Genomic DNA, 26,971 nt, shown 5'->3' on the forward strand with positions numbered 1-26,971 from the left:
CAGCCTGCTGGCGATGGGTGCTTGCCGCGAGCACCCATCGCCAGCAGGCTGGCTCCCACCAGAGCGCACCTGACATTCAGACGGGCACGACCTTGAGAAAACTTCTTCCGCTGCTTTTTCTGATTGCCCCGGCACTCCACGCCCAGGACCACCCGCTCACCCTCGACACGCATGTCGACATCCCCCTGTCTTACATGCACGACCCGAAGTTCGATGCCGGCAAGGACGGTCCGCTCAAGGTCGACCTGCCCAAGATGCGGAAAGGCGGCCTCGATGCCGCGTTCTTCGTGATCTACGTGGAGCAGGGGCCGCTCGATGCCGCCGGCTATGCGAAGGCGGTGGCGCAGGCGGCGCGCAAGTACGACGCGATCGACCTGATGCTGAAACGCTATCCCGACCAGATACGCCTCGCGCGCACGCCCGACGACGTACGGGCGAACAAGGCCGCGGGCCGCCTCTCGGCGATGATCGGTATCGAGAACGGCTACTCGCTCGGGCACGACATCACTCGGCTGGATGCGGCGTACGCGCGCGGGGCGCGGTACGTCGGCCTCGCGCATGTCGGCAACAACGACCTGTGCGGCAGCTCGCTGCCCAGGAAGAAACTCGGGGACAAACCCGATAGCAATACGGGCCTCACTGCCTTCGGCCGGCAGGTGGTGCGCCGCGCGAACGCGCTCGGCATGATGGTCGATATCTCGCATGCGTCGGACGCCTGCGTGCGTGACGTGCTGGCGCTGTCGACCGCGCCGGTGATCGGATCGCATTCGTCCGCGCGGGCGGTGACCGACCACCCGCGCAATCTTCCCGACGACCTGCTCCGCGCGATCGCGGCGAAGGGCGGTGTCGTGCAGGCGGTGGCCTATAAGGAATTCCTGAAGAAGGATCCGGCACGCGAGGCCGCCGAGAAGGCGTTGCAGGATCGCGTGGTGAAGGAAGCGGGTGATCGCGAATACGACAGCGAGAAGCACGATTACCTGCCGTCGTACATCGATGGCATGGCGGCGATCCAGCGCGAACATCCACTGGCGACGCTGGACGATTTCCTCGACCACGTCCAGCACATGGTGAAAGTGGCGGGCATCGACCATGTCGGTATCGCGTCCGACTTCGACGGCGGTGGCGAGGTGACGGGCTGGCGCGACGCGTCGGAGACGCGCAACGTCACGGCGGGGCTCGAGGCTCGCGGCTTCGGCAAGGCGGACATCGCGAAGCTCTGGGGCGGCAACCTCCTGCGCGTCTGGGCCGCCGACGAGGCGGCGTCGTCGGCGTCGTTCGATGCGCTGGTCGACGAGGCCATCGCGCGCTACGCGATTCCCGGTATCGCCGTCGGCGTGATCGACGACGGTCGGGTCGTCTATACGCGCACCGCCGGCGAGCTCGCGGCAGGGTCGGGCCGCAAGGTCGACGGCCAGACGTTGTTCAAGATCGCCTCGAACAGCAAGGCGATGACGACGGCGCTGCTGGCGCGGCTGGTCGCGGCCGGCAAGCTGCGCTGGGACGATCCGGTGACGACGTACCTGCCGGATTTCCGGATGAGCGATCCGTGGGTGACGCGACAGATCCAGGTGCGCGACCTCGTGATCCACAACAGCGGCCTGCGCGAAGGCGCGGGCGACCTCATGCTCTGGCCGGAACCGAATGGCTTCACCCGCGCGGACATCCTCGCCGGGCTGGCGCACCTGCGGTTCCAGCACAGTTTTCGCTCGCACTACGCGTACGACAACCTGCTGTACGTCGTCGCGGGCGAGGTCGCGGCGGCCGCGGGTGGTGCGTCGTACGAAGACCTGATGCGGCGCGAGGTGTTCGGGCCGCTGGGGCTGTCGCGCTGCCAGGTCGGGCGCTGGTCGCGTGACGGCGTCGGCAACGTGGCGCAGCCGCACGATCGCACCAGGGATCGCAACGTCGTGATCCATGCGGACCCGCCGGCGGTGCCGGCGATCACGTCGGCGGCCGCCGGTGGCGTGCGCTGCGACCTCGACGACATGCTGCGCTGGGCGGGCAACTGGCTGGCGCCGGACGCCGCCCAGCTGGCGTGGCTCGACGCCGCCCATCGCGAGCCGCTCTGGTCGATCCAGAATCCGATGCCGGTCGGCGCGCGACGCAAGGCGTGGAACGACACGCATCTCTACGGATACGGCTACGGCTGGCGCCTGGCCGACGTCGACGGTCAGTGGAGCGTCTCGCACACGGGCACGTTGTCCGGCATGTATTCGACAGTGAGCCTGTTGCCCGAGCGGCGCAGCGGCTTCGTGATCATGATGAACGGTGGCGGCGAAGACGCGCGCGACGCGCTCGCCGAAACGTTGCTGAAGCGATTTACCGCGCCGGGCGAAAGACACACGGTAGGCGAGTACGCCGATCGCATCGCGGCGGAGGCGTCCGCGCCGGGCACGTCGCGGGCACCCGATACCGCGTCGCGCGAAGCGGCGACGATGGCGAACGCGTCGCCGATGCTCGGCGTCTGGCGCGATCCGTGGTTCGGCGACGTGACGATATGCCCGGCGAAAGCCGGCATCCGCTTCGCGTCGGCGCGATCGCCGGCCATGACCGGCACGCTGCAGCGTGTGGGCGATCGATTCCTCGTACAGTGGCAGGACGCGCGGATGGACGCCGAGCCGTGGCTCGATCTAGCCGCACCGGACCACCTGACACTCACCAAGGTCGATCCCGATGCCGATTTCAGTAACGACTTCGAAGACCTGTCTTTCACTCGTGTTCGCGCTTGCCCTTAGCGCTCACGCCGCCGAGGCACCGAAGGTGTCGGCGGCGCGCACGCCGGCGGAGGCGGGGCTGACCGACATCCGCACCCTCGTGCCCGATATCGCGGAAGACCTTCGTTACGCGGGCCCGGACAACTTCACCGGAGCCGTCGTCGATGGCTATCGCGCGCCCCGATGCTTCCTGCGCACCGCGGCCGCCGACGCGCTGGCGCGTGTGGAGCGCGCCTTGCGCACGGATGGCTACGCGTTACGCATCTGGGACTGCTACCGGCCGGCACGTGCCGTCGCGGCGTTCGTGCGCTGGGCAGGCGACCTGTCGGATACGTCGACGAAAGCCGCCCACTATCCGAACCTCGGCAAGGACGCGCTGCTGGGCGAGTACATCGCGCCGGTGTCGGGCCACAGTCGCGGCGCGACGGTCGACCTGACCCTGATGCGCTGCAGGGCGGGCCGTTGCGTGCCGCTGGACATGGGCACCGATTTCGACTTCTTCGATCCCCGCGCGCATACCGACGACCCTGGCATCGATGCGGCGCAGCGCGCGAATCGCCAGCGGCTGGTCCGCGCCATGGCCGCGCAGGGTTTCGTCAACTACCCGCAGGAATGGTGGCATTACTCGCTGCCCGCCGCCGCGGCCGCCGACACCCTTTACGACGTTCCCGTGGAGTGAGCATGCGCGTCGCGATGATCCTGTGTTCCGTGGTCCTCGCCGCGTGCGCGACATCGTCGCGACGACCCGGTGGGAGCCAGCCTGCTGGCGAAGGGTGCTCGCGGCAAGCACCCATCGCCAGCAGGCTGGCTCCCACCGGGCTCCGCCGCCCGATGCCTTATCATGGCGCATCCCCATCGCGACCCATGGCCCCCGCATGTCCACGTTCCGCTTCGCCCTGGCCCAGTTCGATTTCCCCGTCGGCGCCACCGCGCAGAACGCGAAACGCGTCGAAGCGCTGGCCGCCGAGGCGCGCGACAGGCTCGTCGCCTCGCTCGTCGCCTTCCCCGAACTGACGCTCTCCGGCTACCCGCCCGAAGACCTGCTCCAGCGCCCGAGCTTCCTCGAGGCCTGTGGACGCGAACTCGCGGACCTGGCTCCGCGTATCGAGGGCATCGCGGCCGTCGTCGGGCATCCCGAATCGAAGGGGGTGGTGTACAACGCCGCGTCGCTGATCCGAGAGGGTCGGCTGGAATGGACCTACTACAAGCAGGCGCTGCCCAACTACACGGTGTTCGACGAGAAACGTTACTTCGAGCACGGCGAGGCCACGCGCGTGTTCACCATCGAAGGCGTGCGCGTGGGCATGCTGATCTGCGAGGACATCTGGGAAGCCGAGCCGGCCGCGCATGCCGCGGAAGCGGGCGCCGAACTGATCCTGGTCATCAACGCGTCGCCGTGGGATCGCCGCCAAGCGGCCACGCGCGAGGAACTGCTGCGCCGCCGTGCCACGGAGACCGGCGTGCCCATCGCGTACGTGAACCTCGTGGGCGGGCAGGACGACCTGCTCTTCGACGGCCACTCGCTGCTGGTGCAGGCCGATGGCGAGGTCGTCGCGCGGGCGCCCTCGTTCGAAGAGATGCTGCTCACCGTCGAGTACGACACCGCGTCGAAGCGCCTGACGGCGATCGACTGGCCCGCACCGGACACGCGGACGCCCGAAGCGATCATGTACGCCGGCATCGTGCGCGGCATTCGCGACTACATCGGCAAGAACCACTTCTCGGGCGTGCTTCTGGGCCTGTCCGGCGGCATCGACTCGGCGCTGACGCTCGCGATGGCGGTCGACGCGTTGGGCAAGGACAAGGTCACCGCGGTGATGATGCCCACCGAATACACGTCGGACCTCTCGTTGCGCGAGGCGAAGGCGCAGGCCGAGCATCTCGGCGTCGAATACCACGTGCTCCCCATCGAAGGCATCTATCAGGCTTTCACCGGCACGCTCGCGCCGGTGTTCCAGGGGCGCGATCCGGACATCACCGAGGAAAACCTGCAGTCGCGCACGCGTGGCGTGCTGCTGATGGCGATGTCCAACAAGACGGGCCGCCTGTTGCTGTCCACCGGCAACAAGAGCGAAATGGCGGTGGGCTACGCCACGCTCTACGGCGACATGTGCGGCGCGTACGCGCCCCTCAAGGATCTCTACAAGACCACGGTGTACGACCTGTCGCGCTGGCGCGCGGCCATCGACGGCGCGATTCCGCTCGCGGTGATCGACCGCCCGCCGTCCGCCGAGCTGCGCCACGAGCAGACCGACCAGGACTCGCTGCCGCCTTACGACGTGCTCGACGGCATCCTGGAGCATTTCATCGAGGGCGAGGCCTCGGCGGACGACATCGTGGCCGCCGGCTATGACGACGCGACCGTGCGCCGCGTGATCCGGATGGTGTTCGTCAACGAGTTCAAGCGCCGCCAGTCGGCCCCCGGCCCGCGGGTGACCACGAAGGCCTTCGGGCGCGAGCGGCGCTATCCGATCACGTCCGGGTGGCGGTAGGTTCGGTGGGAGCCAGCAGGCTGGCTCCCACCAGAAGCACAAAAAAGCCGGCTTTCGCCGGCTTTTTCTTAGTGGTGACCCGAGAACGGGATCGCCTTGCGCCAGATCGACGGGTGGTGAGGCCAGTTCGCGTCGGTCAGGTACGGGTGGCCCGGGTAGTTCAGGGCCAGCACCTGGCGGGTCTGCTCGGCGAGCGGCTGGCGATCCAGGGCGATGTAGCTGCGGGTCAGGATGGCCAGCGCGTCGGCCGTGGCCGGCGACTGCTGGTAGTGCTCGATCACGTACTGCGAGCGGTTGGCCGAGGCGATGTACGACTTTGTCCGCAGGTAGTACTCGGCCACGTTGATCTCGAACCGGGCCAGCTGGTTGCGCAGGTAGATCATGCGCTGGCGGGCATCGGTGGCGTACGCGCTGTTCGGGTAACGACGCGTGAGCTGGCTGAAATCGTCGAACGCGGTCAGGTTGAAACCCTGGTCGCGGCGGGTCTGGGCGCCGTCGCCACGCTGCAGGTAACGCTCGATCAGGCCGCCCGTACGGTCGAAATTGATCAGACCGCGCAGGTAATAGGCATAATCTGCATGCTTGTGGGTCGGAAACGTCTTGATGAAGCGGTTGATCGTGGAATAAGCGTCGTCCGGCTTGTTGTCTTTGTACTGCGCGTAAGCCAGTTCGATCTGGGACTGCTCGTTGATGTCGCCCGACGGGAAGCGCGCGATCAGACGCTCGTAGGCCTTTTCGGCCGCGGCGTAATCGGAGTGCTCCAGCGAGTTGTGAGCGTTGGCGTAGAGCCGGTCGACCGGCATCGTGTCGATCGTCTCCTTCTTGCTGCGGAACATCGAGCAGGCGCTCATCGACAGCGCGAGGACGAGCAGAATGGTGATCTTGGTTGCACGCATTGAGAGAGTTCGGATGCTTGAGCGAAACGGCATGATAGCCGAAACCGGCCGTGGGCCGGGCGAGGCGCTATGACAACGGTACGACATGAGGCCACGGTCCCCGTGGCGGCGGCAGGTCGGCGTTTCGACCAGTCGCTGGCCGAGATGTTCCCCGATTACTCCCGATCCCGCCTGACGGGCTGGATCAAGGAGGGCAAGGTGTTGCTGGACGGGGCTCCGGCGGCCCCGCGGCAGCTGCTGCGGGGCGGCGAGCGGGTGGAGCTGGAGGCCGAGCTGGCCACCGAGGTCCACGCCCAGCCGGAAGACATCGCCCTGGACATCCGCTTCGAGGACGACGACCTCATGGTGATCGACAAGCCCGTGGGGCTCGTCGTGCACCCCGGGGCCGGCAATCCGGCGGGCACGCTGCTGAACGCGCTGCTCCACCACAGCCCTAGCCTGGCCGAGCTGCCGCGCGGCGGCATCGTGCATCGTCTGGACAAGGACACGGCGGGCCTGATGGTCGTGGCCAAGAGCATCGCGGCCCATACGGCGCTGGTGGCCATGCTGTCCCGGCACGACGTGCACCGCCAGTACGAGGCCGTGGTGCTCGGCACCATGGTGGCGGGCGGCACGGTGGACCAGCCGATCGGCCGGCACCAGCATGACCGCCTGAAGCAGGGCGTGCGCGACGTGGAGGATGGCGGCAAGGAGGCGGTGACCCATTACCGCGTCCGCGAGCGCTTCCGCGCCCACAGCGTCATCCAGTGCAATCTGGAGACGGGCCGTACCCATCAGATCCGAGTGCACATGGCGCACCTGGGCCATCCGCTGGTGGGCGACCAGCTCTACGGCAACGGCCTGCGCCTGCCGCGTGGTGCCAGCCAGGAGCTCATCGACACGCTCCGCGGGTTCCGCCGCCAGGCGCTTCACGCCGAGAAGCTGGCGTTCGAGCACCCGATCACGGGCGAGTACCTGACCTTCGAGACCCCGCGTCCGGCGGATCAGGAAGCACTGATCGAGGCGCTGCGGGCCGACACCGCCCTGCATCCCATCGAGGACTGACGTGGGCGAGACGTGGATCGTCCCCGACTGGCAGGCTCCGGCATCCGTCGGGGCCGCCGTGTCCACCCGGCTGGGCCCCGGGGTTTCCGTCGCGCCGTACGACCGGCTGAACCTCGGGCTGCGCTCCGGCGACGATGTGGCCGCCGTCGTGGCGAACCGCGAGGCGCTGTCGCTGGCCCTGCACCTGCCCGAACGGCCGCTGTGGCTGCGCCAGGTGCACGGCACGGACGTCGCGGACGCCTCCGCCGCGTTTGCCGACGAGCCCGTCGCGGACGCGGCCGTGGCCCGCGGCCCCGGCAAGGCGCTGGCGATCCTCACCGCCGATTGTCTGCCGGTGCTGTTCGCGACGGACGACGGCGGCACCATCGGCGCGGCCCACGCGGGCTGGCGCGGGCTGGCCGGCGGGGTGCTCGAACATACCGTGGCGCGGATGGAGGCCGATCCGTCGACCCTCCATGCCTGGCTCGGGCCGGCGATCGGTGGGCCGTCGTACGAGGTGGGCGAGGAAGTGCGTGCCGCGTTCGTATCGGGCGACGCGGAGGCCGCGGGCGCGTTCACGCCCACGCGTCCCGGACACTGGCTCTGCGATCTCTACGTGCTGGCGCGACGGCGGCTGGCCGCCGTCGGCGTCGGGCAGGTCTCGGGCGGCGGGTTCGATACGTTCCGCGACGGGCGGCTCTATTCCTACCGCCGCGACGGCGCGGCGAGCGGGCGGTTCGCGTCGGTGATCTGGACGCGGTAATTCGAGACACCCGATCGCCAGCAGGCTGGCTCCCACCGGGCCGTCGCCATCCGGGGGTGGGAGCCAGCCTGCTGGCGATGCGGCGAAGCCGCTGTTCTCAGGGTGCCGTCATCGGCGTGGGCACGTAGATTTCCGGCTTCACTCGCGCCGGCTCGGTGAGGGCCTGCAGGAAGGCGTTGCGCCACGTGGTGATGTCGTTGCGTTCCAGCACGTCCATCATCGACTGCCAGCGCATCCGGCGCTCCTTCAACGGCATTTCCAGCGCGCGTTTCAGCGCGTCGGACACTTCGTCCAGGTCGGACGGGTTCACGAGCAGCGCGGCGTCGAGCTCCTGCGCGGCGCCCGCGAATCGCGAGAGCACCAGCACGCCCGGGTCCTGCGGGTCCTGGCAGGCCACGTATTCCTTCGCCACGAGGTTCATGCCGTCGCGCAGGGGCGTGACGAGGCCGACCTTGGCGACACGGAAGTAGCCGGCCAGCACCTTGTGCCCGAAGGACTTGTTGACATAGCGGATGGGCACCCAGTCCGGCTCGGCGTACTGGCCGTTGATGTGCCCCGCGCTGCGCTCCAGTTCGCGACGCAGCGAACGGTATTCGGGCACGTCGGAGCGCGACGGCGGCGCGATCTGCAACAGCGACACGCGCCCGCGCATGTCCTTGTGGTCGCGCAGCAGGCGGGCGAAGCCCTCGAACCGCTCCGGCAGGCCCTTCGAATAATCGAGCCGGTCCACGCCGATGATCAGCGAGCGGTCGTCGATGGAAGCCCGCAGCTTGGCGACCGCGCCGCTGTCTTCCGCACGGTGGGCGAGCTCCACGGCCTCGGCCGTGTCGATGCTGATTGGGAAGACGCCGGCGCGGAAGATACGGCCGTTCGCGGCGCGGATCCGGCCGCCCGTGCGCATCGCCGCGCCGAGTTCATGCAGGAAATAGTCTTCGAGCGCACGCAGGTCGCGCTGCGTGTGCACGCCCACCAGGTCGTAGGAGGCCAGCGGCTCCAGCAGCTCGCGGTGACGCGGCAGGGTGATCAGCAGGCCGGCCGCCGGCAGCGGCGTGTGGAGGAAGAATCCGATCCGGTTCTCGATCCCGAGTTCGCGCAGCATCGCGGCGAGCGGAATGAGGTGGTAATCGTGCACCCAGACGATGTCGTCCTTGCGGATCAGCTTGGCCACGCGCTTGGCGAACGCACGGTTGACGCGCAGGTAGCCTTCGAGGTGATCGCGGCGGTAATCCACCAGATCGCCGCGGTAGTGGAACAGGGGCCAGAGGGCGCGGTTGGCGAAGCCACTGTAGTACTCGTCGTGGTCCGCCTTGGACATGTCGATCGTGGCGTAGCTGATGTGGCCATCCTCGACCTCGTGCAGCTCCTTGCCCGTCTCGGCGGCGATGTTGCCGCTCCAGCCGAACCACAGCCCACCCATTTCCTGCAGCGCCGCGTTCATCGCGGACGCCAGGCCACCCGTCTGCGTCTGTTTCGGCAGCGCGACGCGGTTCGATATGACGACTAGACGGCTCATCTTTCCTTTGCGGCTCCTTGCGTCACGATGGCTTTCACGGAATCCAGCCAAGCATGGACATCGCCCGGGCTAGACAATGTGAACATGGCCTGTGACGGTTCTCTTGCACCGACGCGCACCGACGCGCCGCCGCGCTCGTTGACCGCCGCGAACCCGTGCTCGTCCGTGAGATCGTCGCCCAGGTACACCGGTTGGCGTCCCCGGAACGGCGGCGACGCGAGGAAGGCGGCGACCGCCGCGCCCTTGTCCACGCCGCGCGGTTTGAACTCGTAGACGAAGTTGCCCGGTTGCAGCTCGAACCCCGGAAACCGGCGGACGATCGCCGGCGCGATCCGGCCCAGTTCGTCGGCGCGCTCGGGGTGCTCGCGGCAGTGCAGCGCGACCGACCACGTCTTGTCCTCGACCCGCACGCCCAGCAGGGCGGCGAGGTCGTGCACGGCATGGCGCAGCCGTCGCAATTCGTCCTCGTCGACGTGCTCGGTCGTGCGGCGGCCGTCGCTGTCGCGCCGCTCGAGCCCGTGCTGGCCCGCGGCAGCCCACAGGCAGCGGCCGAAAATGCGGTCGAGGCCCGAGATGGCACGGCCGCTGACGAGGGCCATCGCCCCGCCGAGCGCGTCGTGCAGCGCATCGAGCGTGGCGAGGAGGCCGTCGGGGACGAAAACGGCGTCGGGGTCGTCGGCGAAGGCGAGCAGCGTGCCGTCCGCGTCGAGGAAAAGGGCGGTGTCGCGGGTGACCAGGTCCACGGGAGGGGCGGGCAGGGTGTCGCGGGCGGCGTTCACGATGGCTCCAGGGGGCGTCGATCCTGTCAGGATGCCTTCCGAACCGTGAAAAAAGCGCTGCGTCGAACCGCCAGGAACCGTTGAACGCGAACGGTCTCACCCGCATCTGTAAGGGCAGAGGCGGTCGCGGGGAGGGCCCGGGGCGCGCCATCACCTTCGGAGGATCCTTTCAATGCGAATGGACAAACTGACGTCGCGTTTCCAGCAGGCGCTGGCCGACGCCCAGTCGCTGGCCGTGGGCCGCGACAACAACATCCTCGAGCCGGCGCACCTGCTAGCCGCGCTGCTCGACCAGCAGGGCGGCTCGACCGGCCCCTTGCTCACCCAGGCACAGGTCAACGTGCCCGCGCTGCGCCAGCGCGTGGGCGAGATCCTGGAGCGCCTTCCGCGCGTCACGGGGCAGGAAGGCCACATCAACCTGGGCAACGACCTCAATCGCCTGCTCAACCTCACCGACAAGCTGGCGCAGCAGCGCGGCGACCAGTTCATCGCGAGCGAGCTGTTCGTGCTCGCGGCGCTCGAGGACCGCGGCGAGATCGGCGGTGCGCTGAAGGCGGCCGGCGCCACGAAGGAGCGGATCGAAGCCGCCATCGAGAAACTGCGCGGCGGCGAGAAGGTGCAGTCCGAGAACGCCGAGGAACAGCGCCAGGCGCTGGAGAAATACACGATCGACCTCACCGAGCGCGCGGAGAGCGGCAAGCTCGATCCCGTGATCGGACGCGACGAGGAAATCCGGCGCACGATCCAGGTGCTGCAGCGCCGGACGAAGAACAACCCCGTGCTCATCGGCGAACCGGGCGTGGGCAAGACCGCCATCGTCGAAGGACTCGCGCAGCGCATCGTCAACGGCGAGGTGCCCGAAGGCCTTCGCGACAAGCGCGTGCTCTCGCTCGACATGGGCGCACTGATCGCGGGCGCCAAGTTCCGCGGTGAGTTCGAGGAGCGCCTGAAGAGCGTGCTCAACGACCTGTCGAAGCAGGAGGGTCGCGTGATCCTCTTCATCGATGAGCTGCACACCATGGTGGGTGCGGGCAAGGCCGATGGCGCCATGGACGCCGGCAACATGCTCAAGCCCGCGCTCGCGCGCGGCGAGCTGCATTGCATCGGCGCGACCACGCTCGACGAGTACCGCAAGTACGTCGAGAAGGACGCCGCGCTCGAGCGCCGGTTCCAGAAGGTGTACGTGGGCGAGCCGAGCGTGGAAGACACGATCGCGATCCTGCGTGGCCTGAAGGAGCGCTATGCCGTGCACCACGGCGTGGAGATCACGGATCCCGCGATCGTCGCCGCGGCGACGTTGTCCGCGCGTTACATCCCCGATCGCCAGCTGCCCGACAAGGCCATCGACCTGATGGACGAAGCGGCGTCGCGCATCCGCATGGAAATCGATTCGAAGCCGGAAGAGCTCGACCGCCTCGAGCGGCGGCTCATCCAGCTGAAGATCCAGCGCGAGATGCTGAAGAAGGAACAGGACGACGAGTCGAAGCAGCGCCTCGCCACGCTGGAATCCGATATCGAAAAACTCGACCGCGAATTCTCCGACCTCAACGAAGTGTGGAAATCGGAGAAGGCGACGCTGCAGGGAGCCACGAAGATCAAGGAGCAGATCGAGCAGGCTCGCCTCGACCTCGAGGCGGCGCAGCGGCGGCAGGATTACGGCGCGATGAGCGAGATCCAGTACGGGCGCCTGCCTGCGCTGGAAGCGCAGCTCGCCGCCGCGCAGCAGGCCGAGAAGCAGGATTTCACGCTGCTGCAGGATCGCGTCACGGCCGAGGAAATCGCGGAAGTGGTCGCGCGCTGGACGGGCATTCCGGTCGCGAAGATGCTCGAAGGCGAGCGCGAGAAACTGCTGCAGATGGAGAGCGCGCTGCACCAGCGCGTCGTGGGCCAGGAAGAAGCGGTCCGTGCCGTGTCCGACGCCATCCGTCGCGCGCGCGCGGGGCTATCGGATCCGAATCGGCCGTACGGTTCGTTCCTTTTCCTCGGGCCCACCGGCGTCGGCAAGACGGAGCTGTGCAAGGCGCTGGCCGATTTCCTCTTCGATACGCAGGACGCGATGGTCCGCATCGACATGAGCGAGTTCATGGAGAAGCACTCCGTGAGCCGTCTGGTCGGCGCGCCTCCGGGGTACGTCGGCTACGAAGAAGGCGGTTATCTCACCGAAGCGGTGCGCCGTCGTCCCTACAGTGTGATTTTGCTCGACGAGGTCGAGAAGGCTCACCCGGATGTGTTCAATATCCTGCTGCAGGTGCTCGACGATGGTCGCCTCACCGACGGTCAGGGTCGCACGGTGGACTTCCGCAACACGGTCATCGTGATGACGTCGAACCTCGGCTCGAATCTGATCCAGGAGCAGGCGGGCGACAGCGAGGCCGACTACATGCAGATGAAGGCGTCGGTGCTCGGCGTCGTGCAGGCGCACTTCCGTCCGGAGTTCATCAACCGCCTGGACGACCTGGTGGTGTTCCGTCCGCTCGACAAGCGTCAGATCCGTTCGATCGCACGCATCCAGCTCGACTACCTCGCGCGTCGGCTCGCCGACCGCCAGCTGGGCCTTGAGGTCACCGACGCGGCACTCGACCAGCTGGGCAGCGCGGGATTCGATCCGGTGTACGGCGCCCGTCCGCTGAAGCGCGCGATCCAGCAGCAGCTGGAGAACCCACTGGCGCAGCGGATCCTGCAGGGCGCGTTCTCGCCCGGGCAGACGGTGAAGGTGGATTCCGATGGCAACCACCTGAGCTTCGTCGCGGCCTGATCGAATGGCCATCGTGCGTCCGCGCACGATGGCCATTCGCGCCTTGCACTCAGAACCGGAAGCCGACCTTCGCGTAGTAGTACCGGCCGTTGAAGCCGAACGGCGATAGCGACGAGTACTGCAGGCCGCTGAAATAATCCTCGCCGGTGTTGGTGGGACTGACGCGCGTCGGGTACTGGTTGGTGGCGTTGTCGACACCCAGCGTGACGCTCCACGCGTCGAGCGTGTAGCCCACGGAGGTGTTCAGCAGCCACCGTGCGGCGAACGTCTGATCGGTCGACGCATCGGTGGTCACGCGCGTCACGGTGCCGTACCGCGTGAGGTCCGCGTGCGCGCGGAAGCTGGCCAGGGACCAGTCGCCGCCCAGGACGAACTTAGTGCGTGGCGTGGCACGGGTCAGCAGGCCCTGGCTCGCCCGCCCGAACAGCTCGATGCCCTCCGACGCGTTCGCCTGCAGGATGGCCGGGGTAGCGGCCACGTCGAGCACCTTTACCTTGTTGTAGTTGCCGCTGGCCATCAGGTTGAATTCGCCGGCGTTCGTCGTGGGGATGCGGTAGTTGATCACGACGTCCGCGCCGCGCGTGCGCGTGGTCGCGGCGTTGGCGAAGTACTGCACGGCGGTGACCTGCTGGCCGGGCACGACGCTGTTGAAGTACGCGGCGAGCACGGGGTCGGTGAGGCTGATGGTGTCGGAGTAGAGGATCTGGTTCCAGATGCGTATCTGGTACACGTCCAGCGTGGCGCTCAGGTTTGCGATCGGCTCCCACACGGCGCCGATGCCGTAGTTGGCGGACTTCTCGGGCTTCAGCGCCTTCGCGCCGAGGGCGACCGCCGCGGGATCCGAGGTGCGGTAGGTGCCGGTCTGCGCGAGCTGGCCCGTGCTCGGATCGATGATGGTCACGACGGACTGGTAGTTCTGCTGCGCGAGCGAGGGAGCACGGAAGCCGTTGGAGATCGTGCCGCGCAGCGCGAACGCCGGCGTGAACTGGTAGCGCATGGACACCTTGCCCGAGCGCGTCGACCCGGCGTCGCTGTAATGCTCGTAGCGTCCGGCGACGCCGGCGGAGAAGCGGTCGGTGACATCGGTTTCGAGATCGACGTAAGCGGCCTCGCTGTGCCGGGTGAAGCTTCCCGCGGCGGACGGCGGAAGACCCGGGAAGACCTGCGCGCCGCCTGCGTACGGCGCGTCGGTGCCCGGAATCGTCGTCGCCGGGTTGAAGTAGTACGAATCCGGATCGCCTGCGTCGATCTGGTACTTCTCCCTGCGGTACTCGCCGCCGAACGCGAGCGTCAGCGGGTTGGGCAGCCAGCCCACGCTGAAATCCTTGCCGATGTCGACATTGGCGAGCGCTTGCGAGTTCTTGAAGGTGCCGGCGTTGAAGTACGTCGGCGAATGGCCCGTGGAGTAGAAGAGGTTGGTGTTGATGCTGTTGGCGACGTCGAACACGAGCGAGTTGATGCCGTAGTTGCCCGACGCATCCCAGCGCCAGCCGCCATCGGTCGTGCCCTTCACGCCGAGGATGGCGGTGCTGTCGTTCGTATGGTTGACGATCTGCGGAAGGAAGCCGTCCGGATAGACCTCCGGCACGTTGCGTGCGTTCGTGGCGCCGCGGTAGTAACCGTTCGAGGTCACATCGCGGCGGCTCAGGCTGAGCACGCCATAGAGGTCCACGTTGTGCGCCACGGCGTACTGGAAATTGGTGAGCGCCTGGTAGGTCTTGATCGCGGGGTCGCCGTAGCGCTGGTGCGCGATGTTCCCGTCGGCCGCCTCCTCGGGCGTGAACAGACCGACCGAGGCGGCGCGGTGGGTGTTCATCGCGTTCTGGTAATTCCACGCCACGCGCAGCCAGCCCTTCGCATCGGCGCCCTTGCCGCCGAGATCGATGCCCATGGACCCGTCGATGCCGTTGGTGGCGCCGTCACCCTTGTCCATGATGCCGCCGTTGGCGGTGATGAGGTTCGAGCCCGCGGCGGCGCCGTGTTTGAGCACGATATTGATCACGCCAGCGATGGCGTCGGAACCGTACTGCGCCGCGGCGCCATCGCGCAGGACCTCGATGTGGTCGATGGCCGAGATGGGAATGGAGTTCAGGTCGGCCGGTGCCGAACCGCGGCCGACGGACGGGTTGTAATTGACGAGCGCCGAGGTGTGATAGCGCTTGCCGTCGACGAGGACCAGGGTCGCATCGGGTGACAGGCCCCGCAGGCTCGCCGGACGTATCGCGTCGTTGCCGTCGTTGATCGCGGGGCGCGGGAAATCGAGCGAGGGGAGCAGGCGGGCCAGCGCCGTGGCCAGTTCCGTGCTGCCGGTGGCCGTCAGGTCGCGAGGCGTGAGTACGTCGATCGGGGAGAGCGAACTGGCTTCGGTACGCGTCGTCGAGCGGGTGCCGGTCACGACGACCTGGTCGAGCTGGCGTGCCTCGCTCGCCTGCGGCGGCGGGCTGGCGTCCTGCGCGTAGCCCGGTGTCACGATCATGAGGCCGAGGGTAGGTAGCCAGCGGCTGGCGGGTTTGCGTCGGAGGGTCGTGCCTTTCGTCATCGGTAGGTTCCCCAGGGCGAGCTCGTCGTCACGCGGGGCGCGGCACACCCCGCGACACGGCCGGCGGCCGTGCTGGAATCCAACTTAGGCAGGCCTGTTGCGATGCGTCAATAAGACGGTTTCGCTTTGCGCCAACGAGGGGAAAAGATGCGGAAGCAGACCATGAATCAAGGGCTTGGCATAAAAATCGCTTTTCTCTCCATTTTGGTGCAAGCAAAAAGATGGCTGCCGCCGGCGGCTATCGCGATGCCGCGGGCGCCGATCGTGCATTGAAAAGGGCCGGTGCCACCCGATAATGGCCGGCTGTGACATCCGAGGACCTCTTTCCATGCCCATCTACGAATTCCAGTGCCAGGCCTGCGGTCATCGTTTCGAGCGGCTGCAAAAGATCTCCGACGCCGATCCGGCCGTGTGCCCGAGCTGTGGCGAGCCACGTGTCGGCCGGATGCTGAGTGCGCCGCAATTCCGCCTTGCGGGTGGTGGCTGGTACGAAACCGACTTCAAGAAGGACGGCGACCGCAAGCGCAACCTCGTCGAAGGTTCGACCGGCGCGCCCGCGGCGAGCCCCGCGCCCGCGGCCGCGCCCGCTCCGGCACCGTCGCCAGCGCCCGCGAGCGGCAGCAAGGCCTCGTCCGACTGAGCTCGCCTGCCAACGCCGGATGACCGGCGCGGCGGCCGGCCCGCATGATCGGCAGATTCCTGCGATCCGTTCAAACATCGTTTCGTATTCCTCCGATAGTTTTGCGCCACACACATCGGAGGTAGGGGCATGAAACGCATACTGGGACTGGCCGCCACGATCGCGCTCGGCGCCGCCGCCTTCACGGCCGCGCCCGCGGCGCACGCGCAGCGGGGCGGCGACACCGTCAATTGCTACAGCGACAATGGGCGTCGGTCCTACTGCCGCGTGCCGTGGCGCGACGCGCGTCTCGTTCGGCAGGACTCGAAGACGGACTGCATCCGCGGCCGCACCTGGGACATGGATCGGGGCGGGTTGTGGGTCGACGACGGCTGCCGAGGCATCTTCCAGGAAGCCCGCGGCTGGGGCGGTGGACGTCCGGGCGGCGGCTGGGACGACGACGATCACCACCCCGGCTGGGGCGGCGGTCGGCCGGGTGGCGGCGGTGGGCAGATCGTCAGCTGCGACAGCAACGACAACAAGCGTGTGTACTGCCGCTGGCCGGTGGGCCGGGGCGCGCGGCTCGTCGAGCAGACCTCGAAGGCCCCGTGCCGCGAAGGCTACAGCTACGGCTTCGACCGCAACCTGATCTGGGCGGATCACGGCTGCCGCGGCAAGTTCGACATCGGCCGCTGAGGCCGCTCTCCGGCACGTGGGAGCCCCGGCTCGTGGTACGATCCGGGGTCTTTTCCAACGCATTGACCGCCTCGCGGTAGCCGGAGCTCCAAGCGCATGCGCACCCATTTTTGCGGCCTCATCGACGAGTCGCTGATCGGCCAGGACGTCACCCTCTGCGGGTGGGTCAATACCCTCCGCCTGCAGAGCCACGTCGCTTTCGTCGATCTTCGCGACCACGAGGGCCTGGCCCAGGTCGTGATCGAGCGCGACAACGCCGATGCTTTCGCCGTGGCCGGCGAGCTGGGTTACGAGTACGTGGTGAAGGTCACCGGCCAGATCCGCAAGCGCCTGTCGTCCAACGACAAGCTGAAGACCGGCACCGTCGAGCTGTTGGCCGACAGGGTCGAGATTCTCAACGCCGCGCGCGACCTCCCGTTCGCGCTGCACGAGACGCCGAACGAGGACATGCGGATGACCTACCGCTACCTCGACCTGCGCCGCCCGGAAATGCAGGCGATGATGCGCACCCGCGCCGCGCTGGTGCGCGAACTGCGCCGCTACCTGGATACCGCGGGTTTCCAGGACATCGAAACCCCGATCCTCACCAAGGCCACGCCGGAAGGCGCGCGCGACTACCTCGTGCCGAGCCGCGTGCATCCGGGCCAGTTCTACGCGCTGCCGCAGTCGCCGCAGCTCTTCAAGCAGATCCTGATGATGGCGGGCTTCGACCGCTACTACCAGATCGCCCGTTGTTTCCGCGACGAAGATCTCCGCGCCGATCGCCAGCCGGAATTCACCCAGCTCGACCTCGAGTTCGCCTTCGTGGAAGAGCGCGACGTGCAGGATTTCGTCGAGAACCTCATCCGCCATGTGTTCCGCGAAGTGCGCCATGTCGAACTCGACGCGACCTTCCCGCGCATGACTTACGCCGAGGCGATGCGTCGCTTCGGTTCCGACAAGCCGGATCTGCGCAACCCGCTGGAACTGGTCGACGTCGCCGACGCGGTCAGGCACATCGAGTTCAAGGTGTTCGCCGAGCCTGCCAACGATCCGGCCGGCCGCGTGGCCGCGCTGCGCGTGCCCGGCGGTGCCGAGCTCTCGCGCAAGGACATCGATGGCCTGACCGAGTTCGCCGGCCGTTACGGTGCGAAGGGGCTCGCCTGGCTGAAGGTCGACGACCTCGCGAAGGGCCGCGACGGCATCAACTCGCCGGTGGCGAAGTTCCTCGACGACGCGGCGCTGGCGCAGGTGCTGGCGCTTACCGGCGCCGCCAATGGCGACATCGTGTTCTTCGGCGCGGGTCGCTGGAAGACCGTCACCGACTTCATGGGCGCCGTGCGCCTGAAGGTCGGCCGCGACCGCGGCCTGGTCGAGAACAGCTGGAAGCCGCTGTGGGTCACCGATTTCCCGATGTTCGAGTACGACGACGAGGAGCAGCGTTTCGTCGCGCTCCACCATCCGTTCACCGCGCCGAACATCGACGACATCGCCGACCTCCGTGCGAACGCGGCAGTGGCGGTCAGTCGCGGCTACGACATGGTGCTCAACGGTAACGAGATCGGCGGCGGTTCGATCCGTATCCACCGTCCGGAAATGCAGAGCGCCGTGTTCGAGCTGCTCGGCATCGGTGCGGAGGAGGCGGAAGCGAAGTTCGGCTTCCTGCTCAAGGCGCTGCGCATGGGCGCGCCGCCCCACGGCGGCCTCGCGTTCGGCGTCGACCGTATCGCCGCGCTGATGGCCGGCACGGAATCCATCCGCGACGTCATCGCCTTCCCGAAGACGACCAGCGCGCAGGACCTCATGACTGACGCACCGTCGGCCGTGTCGGAGCCCCAGCTCAAGGAGCTGCACGTGCGTGTGGCCGCGGAGCCGGCGAAAGCCTGACGATGAATCTTCCACAGCCCGATGTTCTGCTGTTGCACGGGCTGTGGATGCGTGGCTTCGCCATGGCGATGCTTCACCGTCGCCTGCGCGACGAGGGCTTCCGCGTTCACCAGTTCGAATACATGAGCGTGGCGGCGCCGCCCGAACAGGCCATCGCGCGCCTGCGCAAACGCATCCGTGCGCTGGCACCGGGTCCGGTCCACGTGGTGGGCCACAGCCTCGGCGGCATCCTTGCCCTGCTCGCATGCCGCGACGACGATCTGCCCGATGGCCGCATCGTCTGCCTCGGCTCGCCGCTCGCCGGTAGCGGCGCCGCGCGCGGACTGACCCACCGCTGGGGCGGCGACGTGCTGCTGGGACGATCGAAGGAATTGCTGGAGCACGGCCTAGACCGCTGGGACGGCCGCCGCGAAGTCGGCGTCATCGCTGGTCGCCAGCCGATGGGACTGGGATCGCTGGTGGGCGACGTCGGCGCCGAGCACGACGGCTCCGTGGGCGTCGAAGAGACGCGTCTTCCCGGCCTCGCCGCCCACTGCGTGCTGGAAACCAGCCACACGGGGATGCTGGTTTCGGCCGACGTCGCTCGCCAGGCGGTGATGTTTCTCAGGGAAGGGCGGTTCGACACGGCGGCGTGATCCCACCGATAGCTCCTACAGGTCATGTCGCGATTCCGCTAGAATCCCGCCCCTAGTCCTTCCGGTACCGCCAGGAAACGAACATGGGTAGAGGCCCTTCCATCGAAGGTCGCAAGAACGCCGAAGACGCCAAGCGCGCCAAGGTGTTCACGAAGCTGATCCGCGAAATCACGATCGCCACCCGTGGCGGCGTGCCCGATCCGAACGGCAACCCGCGCCTGCGCGCCGCCGTCGACAAGGCGCTGGCGGCGAACATGACCAAGGACACCATCGAGCGCGCGATCAAGCGCGGCTCGGGTGCCGACGGCGGTGCCGACATGCACGAGATCCGCTACGAGGGCTACGGCCCGGCGGGTACCGCGCTGATCATCGACTGCGTCACCGACAACCAGACCCGCACCGTCGCCGACGTGCGCGCGGCCCTGAACAAGCTCGGCGGCAACATGGGCACCACCAATTCGGTGGCGTTCCAGTTCACCCGCGTGGGCCAGGTGGTCGTCCACACCGGTGGCGACGCCGACGTCGAGGGCCGGCTGGAAGAAGCCGCCATCGAGAACAACGCGGAAGACATCGTGATCGCCGACGGGGTGGGCACGGTGCTGCTCGCCGCCGACCCGATCGCGGTGGAAGCCATGCGCAAGGCGCTGGTGGCCGCCGGTTTCGAGGTCGACAGCTCCGACGTGGTGATGCACCCCAATGGCCCGCTGGTCACCCCGACCGGCGAAGCGCTGGAGCAGTTCCGGAAACTGCTCGACCGCCTGGACAGCCTGGACGACGTGGACGAGGTCTACCACAACGCCATCCTGCCGCAGGAAGCGGACGACGAGTGAGGCCCTAGGGCCTCCTTCGCCACGCGCGCCACGACCCCGACGTCATGATTCGTATCCTCGGCATCGACCCGGGTAGTCAGCGCACGGGCGTCGGCGTCATCGACGTGGCGCCCGGCGGCGCCATCGCCCATGTCTGGCACGGCGCGCTCGTGGTGGCGGGCGAGGCGACCTTTCCCCTGCGCCTGAAACGCATCTTTGACGAAGTCTGCGGCATCATCGGTACGCACGGTCCGGCGGAAGCCGCGATCGAGCGTGTCTTCATGGCGCGTAACGCGGATTCGGCCCTGAAACTGGGCCAGGCGCGCGGCGCGGCCATCTGTGCCGTGGTCAGCCAGGGAATCGTCGTGCACGAATATGCAGCGACCGAGGTCAAGCAGGCGGTGGTCGGTACCGGCCGCGCCGACAAGACCCAGGTCCAGCACATGATCGGGATGATCCTCGGCATCAAGGGTCCGCTACAGGCGGACGCGGCCGACGCATTGGCGATCGCCATCGCCCATGCGCATACCCGGTCCAGTATCGAACGCGTGGGTATCCCGCGCACGGCCTGGAGACGTCGCCGATGATCGGCCGACTGCGTGGCACCCTCATCAGCAAGCAACCGCCGTCGCTCCTCATCGAGGTGGGTGGCGTGGGCTACGACGTCGACGCACCGATGTCGACGATCTACGACCTCCCGGCGACGGGCAAGGAAGTCGTCCTCCTCACCCATTACGCGGTGAAGGAAGACGGTGTGTCGCTCTACGGTTTCCTTCGCGAAGCCGAGCGCGCCATGTTCCGTCATCTGCTGAAAGTGAGCGGTATCGGCGCGAAGATCGCGCTGGCCGTGCTTTCGGGCGTGGCGACCGACGAGCTGTCGCGACTCGTGCATGCGGGCGACGTCGTTGCGCTCACCAAGATCCCGGGCATCGGCAAGAAGACCGCCGAGCGCATGGTGGTGGAGCTGCGCGATCGCGTGGATGCCGTGGGCGTTCGCCTGCCGGCCAGCGTGGTCGGCGAGGCGGCACCCGCCGATCCGGTCAGCGAGGCGACCGTCGCCCTGCAGCAACTGGGGTACAAGCCCGTGGAAGCCTCGCGCCTGGTACAGAAGGCCGCCTCCGACGGCGACACCGCCGAGGCCATCATCCGCAAGGCGCTCCGCGCCGCGTTGGGAACCTGACAGATGGGCCAGCACAATCCCGCCGAAGAGCTGCAGAACGCGCACGGCAAGAAACTCGCCGCGCTCGCGCTCGGTGCCATCGGCATCGTGTTCGGCGACATCGGCACGAGCCCGCTCTACACGATGAAGGAAACGCTCGGCACGCACGGCATGACGCCGGAGCCGATGGCCGTGCTCGGCGTGCTCTCGCTGATCTTCTGGTCGCTGCTGATGGTGATCTCGCTCAAATACGTCACCTTCGTGATGCGGGCGGACAACAAGGGCGAGGGCGGCATCATGGCGCTCATGGCGCTGGCCCAGCGCAGCGTCAGCGGCTCGCCGCGCGCACGCTGGGTGCTCGCCGCCATCGGCATCTTCGGCGCATCGCTCTTTTATGGCGATGGCGTGATCACGCCGGCCATGTCGGTGCTCTCGGCCGTCGAGGGCCTCGAAGTCGCGGCCCCGCAACTCGACACCTACATCCTGCCCATCTGCCTCGTCATCCTGCTGGTGCTCTTCGCCATCCAGCGCCACGGCACCGAGATCGTCGGCAAGGCGTTCGCGCCGGTCATGACCGTCTGGTTCCTCGTGCTCGCGTGGCTCGGCCTGCGGCAGCTGATCGCGCACCCGGAGGTGCTCTGGGCGCTCAACCCCGCCTACGCCGTGCGCTTCTTCATGGAACACGGCAAGCAGGCCTTCATCGCACTGGGTGGCGTGGTGCTGGCGCTCACCGGCGGCGAGGCGCTTTATGCCGACATGGGGCACTTCGGCAAGAAGCCCATCCGCCTCGCATGGTTCTTCTTCGTGCTGCCGGCGCTCCTGATCAACTATTTCGGCCAGGGCGCGCTCCTGCTGCACAACCCGGCCGCGATCGAGAATCCGTTCTACAAGATGGTGCCGGAGGACCTGCTGTATCCGATGATCGCGCTTGCCACGGCGTCGGCGGTCATCGCCTCGCAGGCCGTGATCTCGGGCGCGTTCTCGATGACGCGCGAAGCGATGTCGCTGGGGTATTCGCCGCGGATGGCGGTGGTGCACACCTCGCACGAGATGTCCGGCCAGATCTTCGTGCCCTGGGTGAATCGTCTGCTGCTGGTGCTGGTGGTCCTCGCGGTCATCGGCTTCCGCTCGTCGAACAACCTCGGCGCCGCGTACGGCATCGCCGTGACGGGCACCATGACCATGACGACGCTGCTGGCGCTCGTCGTCGCCCGTCGCCGCTGGAACTGGCATTGGTCGGCGGTGATCACCGTCGGCATCATCTTCCTCATCACCGACCTCGCGTTCTTCGGCGCCAACGCGCTGAAGATCGCGCACGGCGGCTGGTTCCCGCTGGTGCTCGGCGTGGTGATCTTCACCGTCATGACCACGTGGCGGCGGGGCAGGGACCTCGTGGTGCGCGAGATCAAGCAGTCGGGCCTCGCACTCGAACCGTTCGTGGCGAATATCTCCGACCACCCGCCGGTGATCGTTCCCGGCACGGCCGTGTTCCTCACGGCGAACCAGAACTCGGTGCCGCACGCGATGCTGCACAACCTCAAGCACAACAAGGTGCTGCACGAGCGAAACGTGCTGCTCACCGTGGAAATGCTGGAGACGCCGGTCGCCGATTACGACGAGCGCATGGAAGTGATCGAATACGGCAGTGGCTTCTACGGCCTGCAGCTCCGCTACGGCTTCGCGGAAGACCCGAACATCCCGCTGTCGTTGCAGCGCGCGAGTTCGCAGGGCCTCGACTTCGACATGATGGACACGACGTTCTTCCTGTCCCGCGAAACCATCGTCGCCGACGTCCGGCGGCCGGGCATGGCGATGTGGCGCGACAAGCTCTTCGCGTTCCTCGCCCGCAACGCGCTGCCGGCGACCGCGTTCTTCCAGATCCCGGGCAATCGCCTGATCGAACTGGGTGCGCAGGTCGAGATCTGACCGGGGTTATCCACACGCGATGTGGATACACCTTGCATAACCGTGTGGACAAGTCCGTTGCGGGCTTGGCGGTCAACCACTTGCGTTGCGCTGGTCATTCGCTGACCAGCGCGCGACGTGGTCCGTGGGCCCGCGAAGACCTGCCATAATGTGCGCCATGTCCGAACACCGCATCATTTCCTCTGCCGCCGCCATGGACGACGAGGCGCTGGAGGCGAGCATCCGTCCCAAACGACTGGCCGAGTATCTCGGGCAGCAGACGGTGCGCGAGCAGATGGGCATCTACATCGAGGCGGCACGCCGTCGCGGCGGCGCGCTCGATCACGTGCTGATCTTCGGTCCGCCCGGCCTGGGCAAGACCACGCTCTCGCACGTGATCGCGAACGAGCTGGGCGTGAACGTGCGTTCCACGTCCGGCCCCGTGCTCGAGCGCGCCGGCGACCTCGCGGCGCTGCTGACCAACCTCGAGGCCAACGACGTCCTCTTCGTCGACGAGATCCACCGGCTGTCACCCGTGGTGGAAGAAGTGCTCTATCCCGCGATGGAGGACTTCCAGATCGACATCATGATCGGCGAGGGCCCTGCGGCGCGCTCGATCAAGCTGGATCTTCCGCCGTTCACGCTGATCGGCGCCACGACCCGCGCCGGCCTGCTGACAGGCCCGCTGCGCGATCGCTTCGGGATCATCCAGCGCCTGGAGTTCTACAGCGTCGACGAGCTGACGGCGATCGTCCGCCGCGCCGCGCGCATCTTCGGCATCGAGTGCGAACTCGAGGGCGCCGTGGAAATCGCGCGCCGTTCGCGCGGCACGCCGCGTATCGCCAACCGGCTGCTGCGCCGCGTGCGCGACTTCGCCGAGGTACGTGGCGACGGGCGCATTACCCACGAGCTGGCGCGCGCGGCGACCGACATGCTCAAGGTGGATGCCGAGGGGTTCGACGACCTCGATCGTCGCCTGCTGGGCACCATCATCAACAGCTTCGACGGCGGCCCGGTCGGCGTGGAATCTCTCGCCGCGGCGCTCAGCGAGGATCGCGGCACCCTCGAGGACGTGGTGGAGCCCTACCTGATCCAGCAGGGCTACCTGATCCGCACGGCGCGCGGTCGCATGGCCTCGGCCAAGGCCTGGCGCCACCTCGGGCTCAATCCCCCACCGCGCCAGGCCGCGACCCCCGACCTGTTCCAGGACGACGCATGAGCGTGTTCGGCTGGCCGGTGCGCATCTACTGGGAGGACACGGACGCCGGTGGCGTCGTGTACCACGCCAACTACGTCCGCTTCATGGAGCGGGCCCGGACGGAATGGCTCCGCGCCCAGGGCATCGACCAGCTGGCCCTGCGCGAGACGACCTCGCTGGGCTTCGTGGTGCGCGACATGCACCTCGATTTCCTGCGGCCGGCCCGTCTGGATGATGAATTGCGGGTGACCGTGGCCGTCAAAGAGCGCCGTTCAGCAAGTATGCTGTTCGATCAGGAGATCGTGCGGGGGGACGAGTCGCTCGTGCGCGCCAGGGTGCGCGCGGCGTGCGTCAACCTCGACACGATGCGTCCGGCCCAGATCCCCCCGGGTCTGTTCCCAACCGAATTCCCCTTTACCTAAAGCCCAGATACCCGGCGGAGAGCCTGCAAGCGATGAACGGTGGACTGAACATTTTCAAGCTGGTCGCGGAAGCGAGCCTGCCGGTGCAACTGGTGATGCTCCTCCTGCTCGTGTTCTCGTTCCTGTCGTGGGTGATCATCATCCGCAAGTACAGCCAGCTGAAGACGGCTCACGACAACGCCGAGACCTTCGAAGACCGCTTCTGGTCGGGTGGCGACCTCGCCGCGCTGTTCCGCGAAGTGGGCAACCGCGACGGTCAGCACGGCATCGAGAACGTGTTCGAGGCCGGTTTCCGCGAGTTCGCGCGCCAGCGCCAGCGTCGCGTGACCGACGCCAACCGCGTGATGGAGGGCTCGGAGCGCGCGATGCGCGTGGCCGGCACCCGCGAGATCGGCAAGCTCGAGCAGAACCTCGAGTTCCTCGCCAACGTCGGTTCGATCAGCCCGTACGTCGGCCTGTTCGGCACGGTGTGGGGCATCATGGGCGCCTTCCAGGGCCTGGGCGAGATGAAGGACGTGACGATCTCGGTCGTCGCCCCGCACATCTCCGAAGCCCTGATCGCCACGGCGATGGGCCTGTTCGCGGCCATTCCGGCCGTCTGGGCCTACAACCGCTACGCCAACAAGGTCGAGCGCATCGCATCGCGTTACGAGGTGTTCCAGGAAGAGTTCTCCTCGGTCCTGCAGCGCCAGATCCACTCCGACGAAGTGGCCTGAGCCCCACGATGGCCACGCGTAACGTCTACCGCCGACACAAGCGGAAGCTGAAATCCGAGATCAACGTCGTGCCGTACATCGACGTGATGCTCGTGCTGCTGATCATCTTCATGGTCACCACGCCCATGATGAACCTCGGCGTCGACATCCAGCTGCCGCAGACCAAGGCCAAGTCCCTGCAGGACAAGAAGGACCCCGTCGTCGTCTCCGTCGACGAGGCGGGCCAGATCTACCTCACCGCCAATGGCGCGAAGCGCGAGCCGGTGAGCGCGGACGAGTTCAGGACCAAGATCACGGCGTTCCACAACGCCAACCCCGAGCTGCAGGTGCTCGTGGCCGGCGACCAGCGCGTCGGCTACGGCAAGGTCTATTCGATCCTCCCGATCCTCCAGGAAGCGGGCGTCTCCAAGATCGGCCTGATGAGCCAGCCGGAGTCGGGCGCGCAGAATGGAAAACCGTAACGGTACGCCCCGCGCGGTCGTCCTCGCCGCGCTCCTGCACGTCGCGATCGTGGCCTTCCTGGGCCTCGCCATCATCCCGTGCTCGGATTACGAGAAATGGGCGGAGGCGCTCGGCCTGCCGGCCGAATGGAACCCGCTGAAGTGCCCGGCGCCGCTCGAGCTGCCCGGCCAGATCATCGAGGCGACACTCGTCGGCCCCACGGGCAGCCCGCCGCCGAAGGCCACCAAGGTCAAGCCGACGCCGGACACCACGCCGCCGCCCCCGGTGACACCGACCCCGCCGCCGCCTCAGCCCGAGAAGCCGAAGGTCGAGACGCTTCCGCCGCCGCCCAAGCAGCCGGATCTCAAGGACCAGGAAGAGGTCGTCGACGACGCGGTGCAGAAGGCCGAGGACGCGAAGCGGCTGCAGGAAGAGAAACAGCGGCAGCGCCAGGCCGAGCTCGACGCCGAGCAGGAACAGAAAAAGAAAGAAAAGCAGAAGCAGATCGACGACATCTTCAAGCAGCTCGACGCGGCGAAGGCCCAGACCAAGAAGGCCGACACCACGAAGAAGCAGGCGGAGCAGCAGCTGAAGGACCTGCAGAACGCCAAGGACGACGGCCTGCCGGACCTCCCGCCGGCCGACCAGAAGCAGTCGGGTACCAACGGTCGCGACACGGGCAAGCTGGGGCAGTACCTCGCGGCGATCCAGAACTCGGTCACGAGCAACTGGCTGCGCCCGGACAACATGCCCAACGCGTCGTGCCAGGTGCACATCGTGCAGGTGCCGGGCGGTCAGGTGCTGAGCGCCAAGGTCGACTCCAGCTGCCCGTACGACGCCACCGGGCGTGCTTCGATCGAAAATGCCGTGTTGCGCGCCCAGCCCTTGCCGTATCAGGGGTTCGAGGACGTGTTCCAGCGCAACCTCACCTTCACGTTCAGGCCGCAATGATGTGCGCGCCCCGTCCCGGCCGCGTGCCGGGGTGGGGTGGTTCATTTAACGGTCACGCAGGAAGCGACCGTCGCGCTAAC

At 67.5% G+C, this 26,971-nt stretch carries 23 protein-coding genes; 19 read left to right on the top strand and 4 right to left on the bottom strand.

Translation table 11 applies throughout. The features are described 5' to 3' along the window. The first annotated feature begins 92 nt into the window (after nt 1-92). The 3 genes from BMX32_RS19055 (at nt 93) to BMX32_RS09080 (ending at nt 5,206) form a co-directional block, all read left to right on the top strand. Nucleotides 93-2,735 (top strand): membrane dipeptidase, encoded by a 2,643-nt coding sequence (locus tag BMX32_RS19055; protein ID WP_343123854.1) that lies wholly within the window; start codon nt 93-95, stop codon nt 2,733-2,735. Next, nucleotides 2,674-3,393 (top strand): M15 family metallopeptidase, encoded by a 720-nt coding sequence (locus BMX32_RS09075; protein ID WP_089980147.1) that lies wholly within the window; start codon nt 2,674-2,676, stop codon nt 3,391-3,393. Before BMX32_RS19055 ends, BMX32_RS09075 begins: the two co-directional genes overlap by 62 nt. A gap of 196 nt (nt 3,394-3,589) precedes the next feature. Next, complete coding sequence (locus tag BMX32_RS09080; RefSeq protein ID WP_089977650.1) at nt 3,590-5,206, top strand: NAD+ synthase; 1,617 nt, start codon at nt 3,590-3,592, stop codon at nt 5,204-5,206. A 68-nt stretch (nt 5,207-5,274) separates the two neighbouring features. On the opposite strand, the gene BMX32_RS09085 is transcribed toward BMX32_RS09080, so the two are convergent. Further along, the gene (locus BMX32_RS09085) at nt 5,275-6,102 is read right to left on the bottom strand and encodes an outer membrane protein assembly factor BamD (RefSeq protein WP_089977655.1); all 828 of its coding nucleotides are present in this window, start codon (nt 6,100-6,102) and stop codon (nt 5,275-5,277) included. A gap of 69 nt (nt 6,103-6,171) precedes the next feature. Between BMX32_RS09085 and rluD the strand changes: the two genes are divergently transcribed. Then, entirely contained in the window at nt 6,172-7,146 is a 975-nt protein-coding gene (gene rluD, locus BMX32_RS09090) for a 23S rRNA pseudouridine(1911/1915/1917) synthase RluD (RefSeq protein ID WP_089977659.1), read from the top strand. A 1-nt stretch (nt 7,147) separates the two neighbouring features. Then, the gene (gene pgeF, locus BMX32_RS09095) at nt 7,148-7,888 is read left to right on the top strand and encodes a peptidoglycan editing factor PgeF (protein WP_089977662.1); all 741 of its coding nucleotides are present in this window, start codon (nt 7,148-7,150) and stop codon (nt 7,886-7,888) included. Between the two features lie 97 nt (nt 7,889-7,985). Here the strand turns inward: pgeF and otsA are convergent, their stop codons facing one another. Continuing rightward, nucleotides 7,986-9,401 (bottom strand): alpha,alpha-trehalose-phosphate synthase (UDP-forming), encoded by a 1,416-nt coding sequence (otsA, locus tag BMX32_RS09100; RefSeq protein ID WP_089977667.1) that lies wholly within the window; start codon nt 9,399-9,401, stop codon nt 7,986-7,988. After that, the gene (gene otsB / locus BMX32_RS09105) at nt 9,398-10,180 is read right to left on the bottom strand and encodes a trehalose-phosphatase (protein ID WP_244511483.1); all 783 of its coding nucleotides are present in this window, start codon (nt 10,178-10,180) and stop codon (nt 9,398-9,400) included. The genes otsA and otsB overlap by 4 nt, the downstream gene beginning before the upstream one ends. A 172-nt stretch (nt 10,181-10,352) precedes the next feature. On the opposite strand from otsB, the gene clpB reads away from it, so the two are divergent. Then, nucleotides 10,353-12,935 (top strand): ATP-dependent chaperone ClpB, encoded by a 2,583-nt coding sequence (clpB, locus tag BMX32_RS09110; protein WP_089977671.1) that lies wholly within the window; start codon nt 10,353-10,355, stop codon nt 12,933-12,935. Nucleotides 12,936-12,984: 49 nt separating this feature from the next. Here clpB and BMX32_RS09115 read toward each other — a convergent pair whose 3' ends face one another. Beyond that, the gene (locus BMX32_RS09115; RefSeq protein WP_089980152.1) at nt 12,985-15,411 is read right to left on the bottom strand and encodes a TonB-dependent receptor domain-containing protein; all 2,427 of its coding nucleotides are present in this window, start codon (nt 15,409-15,411) and stop codon (nt 12,985-12,987) included. Nucleotides 15,412-15,802: 391 nt separating this feature from the next. On the opposite strand from BMX32_RS09115, the gene BMX32_RS09120 reads away from it, so the two are divergent. The 13 genes from BMX32_RS09120 to BMX32_RS09180 all read left to right on the top strand — a co-directional run bounded on the left by BMX32_RS09120 (nt 15,803) and on the right by BMX32_RS09180 (nt 26,891). After that, nucleotides 15,803-16,114, top strand: a complete 312-nt coding sequence (locus BMX32_RS09120) for an FmdB family zinc ribbon protein (protein ID WP_089977675.1) — start codon at nt 15,803-15,805, stop codon at nt 16,112-16,114. Nucleotides 16,115-16,243: 129 nt separating this feature from the next. After that, a complete protein-coding gene (locus BMX32_RS09125; RefSeq protein ID WP_089977678.1) occupies nt 16,244-16,789 on the top strand; it encodes a DUF3011 domain-containing protein in 546 nt (181 codons plus the stop codon). Nucleotides 16,790-16,885: 96 nt separating this feature from the next. Next, nucleotides 16,886-18,655 (top strand): aspartate--tRNA ligase, encoded by a 1,770-nt coding sequence (aspS, locus tag BMX32_RS09130; RefSeq protein ID WP_089977681.1) that lies wholly within the window; start codon nt 16,886-16,888, stop codon nt 18,653-18,655. A 2-nt stretch (nt 18,656-18,657) separates the two neighbouring features. Then, on the top strand, nt 18,658-19,290 hold the full coding sequence (locus tag BMX32_RS09135) for an esterase/lipase family protein (protein ID WP_089977685.1): 633 nt from the start codon (nt 18,658-18,660) through the stop codon (nt 19,288-19,290). 83 nt (nt 19,291-19,373) lie between these two features. Next, nucleotides 19,374-20,120, top strand: coding sequence for a YebC/PmpR family DNA-binding transcriptional regulator (locus BMX32_RS09140; protein WP_089977689.1), 747 nt, complete (start codon nt 19,374-19,376; stop codon nt 20,118-20,120). A 44-nt stretch (nt 20,121-20,164) separates the two neighbouring features. Next, nucleotides 20,165-20,686: a crossover junction endodeoxyribonuclease RuvC gene (gene ruvC / locus BMX32_RS09145; protein ID WP_170843619.1), complete on the top strand. Its 522-nt coding sequence runs from the start codon at nt 20,165-20,167 to the stop codon at nt 20,684-20,686. Continuing rightward, nucleotides 20,683-21,279, top strand: coding sequence for a Holliday junction branch migration protein RuvA (ruvA, locus tag BMX32_RS09150; protein WP_089977694.1), 597 nt, complete (start codon nt 20,683-20,685; stop codon nt 21,277-21,279). The genes ruvC and ruvA overlap by 4 nt, the downstream gene beginning before the upstream one ends. A 3-nt stretch (nt 21,280-21,282) precedes the next feature. Further along, a complete protein-coding gene (locus BMX32_RS09155; RefSeq protein WP_089977697.1) occupies nt 21,283-23,184 on the top strand; it encodes a potassium transporter Kup in 1,902 nt (633 codons plus the stop codon). 157 nt (nt 23,185-23,341) lie between these two features. Beyond that, nucleotides 23,342-24,382 (top strand): Holliday junction branch migration DNA helicase RuvB, encoded by a 1,041-nt coding sequence (gene ruvB, locus BMX32_RS09160; protein ID WP_089980156.1) that lies wholly within the window; start codon nt 23,342-23,344, stop codon nt 24,380-24,382. Next, a complete protein-coding gene (gene ybgC, locus BMX32_RS09165; RefSeq protein ID WP_089977700.1) occupies nt 24,379-24,783 on the top strand; it encodes a tol-pal system-associated acyl-CoA thioesterase in 405 nt (134 codons plus the stop codon). The genes ruvB and ybgC overlap by 4 nt, the downstream gene beginning before the upstream one ends. Before the next feature lie 32 nt (nt 24,784-24,815). Next, complete coding sequence (gene tolQ, locus BMX32_RS09170; RefSeq protein WP_089977703.1) at nt 24,816-25,499, top strand: protein TolQ; 684 nt, start codon at nt 24,816-24,818, stop codon at nt 25,497-25,499. Nucleotides 25,500-25,507: 8 nt separating this feature from the next. Continuing rightward, nucleotides 25,508-25,960 carry a protein TolR gene (gene tolR, locus BMX32_RS09175; RefSeq protein ID WP_089977708.1) on the top strand — a complete coding sequence of 151 codons (453 nt, stop codon included), beginning with the start codon at nt 25,508-25,510 and terminating at the stop codon, nt 25,958-25,960. Then, nucleotides 25,947-26,891: a cell envelope integrity TolA family protein gene (locus BMX32_RS09180; protein WP_089977711.1), complete on the top strand. Its 945-nt coding sequence runs from the start codon at nt 25,947-25,949 to the stop codon at nt 26,889-26,891. Before tolR ends, BMX32_RS09180 begins: the two co-directional genes overlap by 14 nt. Nucleotides 26,892-26,971: the final 80 nt, after the last annotated feature.

It is taken from the genome of Luteibacter sp. UNCMF331Sha3.1 (assembly GCF_900109915.1).
Classification (GTDB): Bacteria; Pseudomonadota; Gammaproteobacteria; order Xanthomonadales; family Rhodanobacteraceae; genus Luteibacter.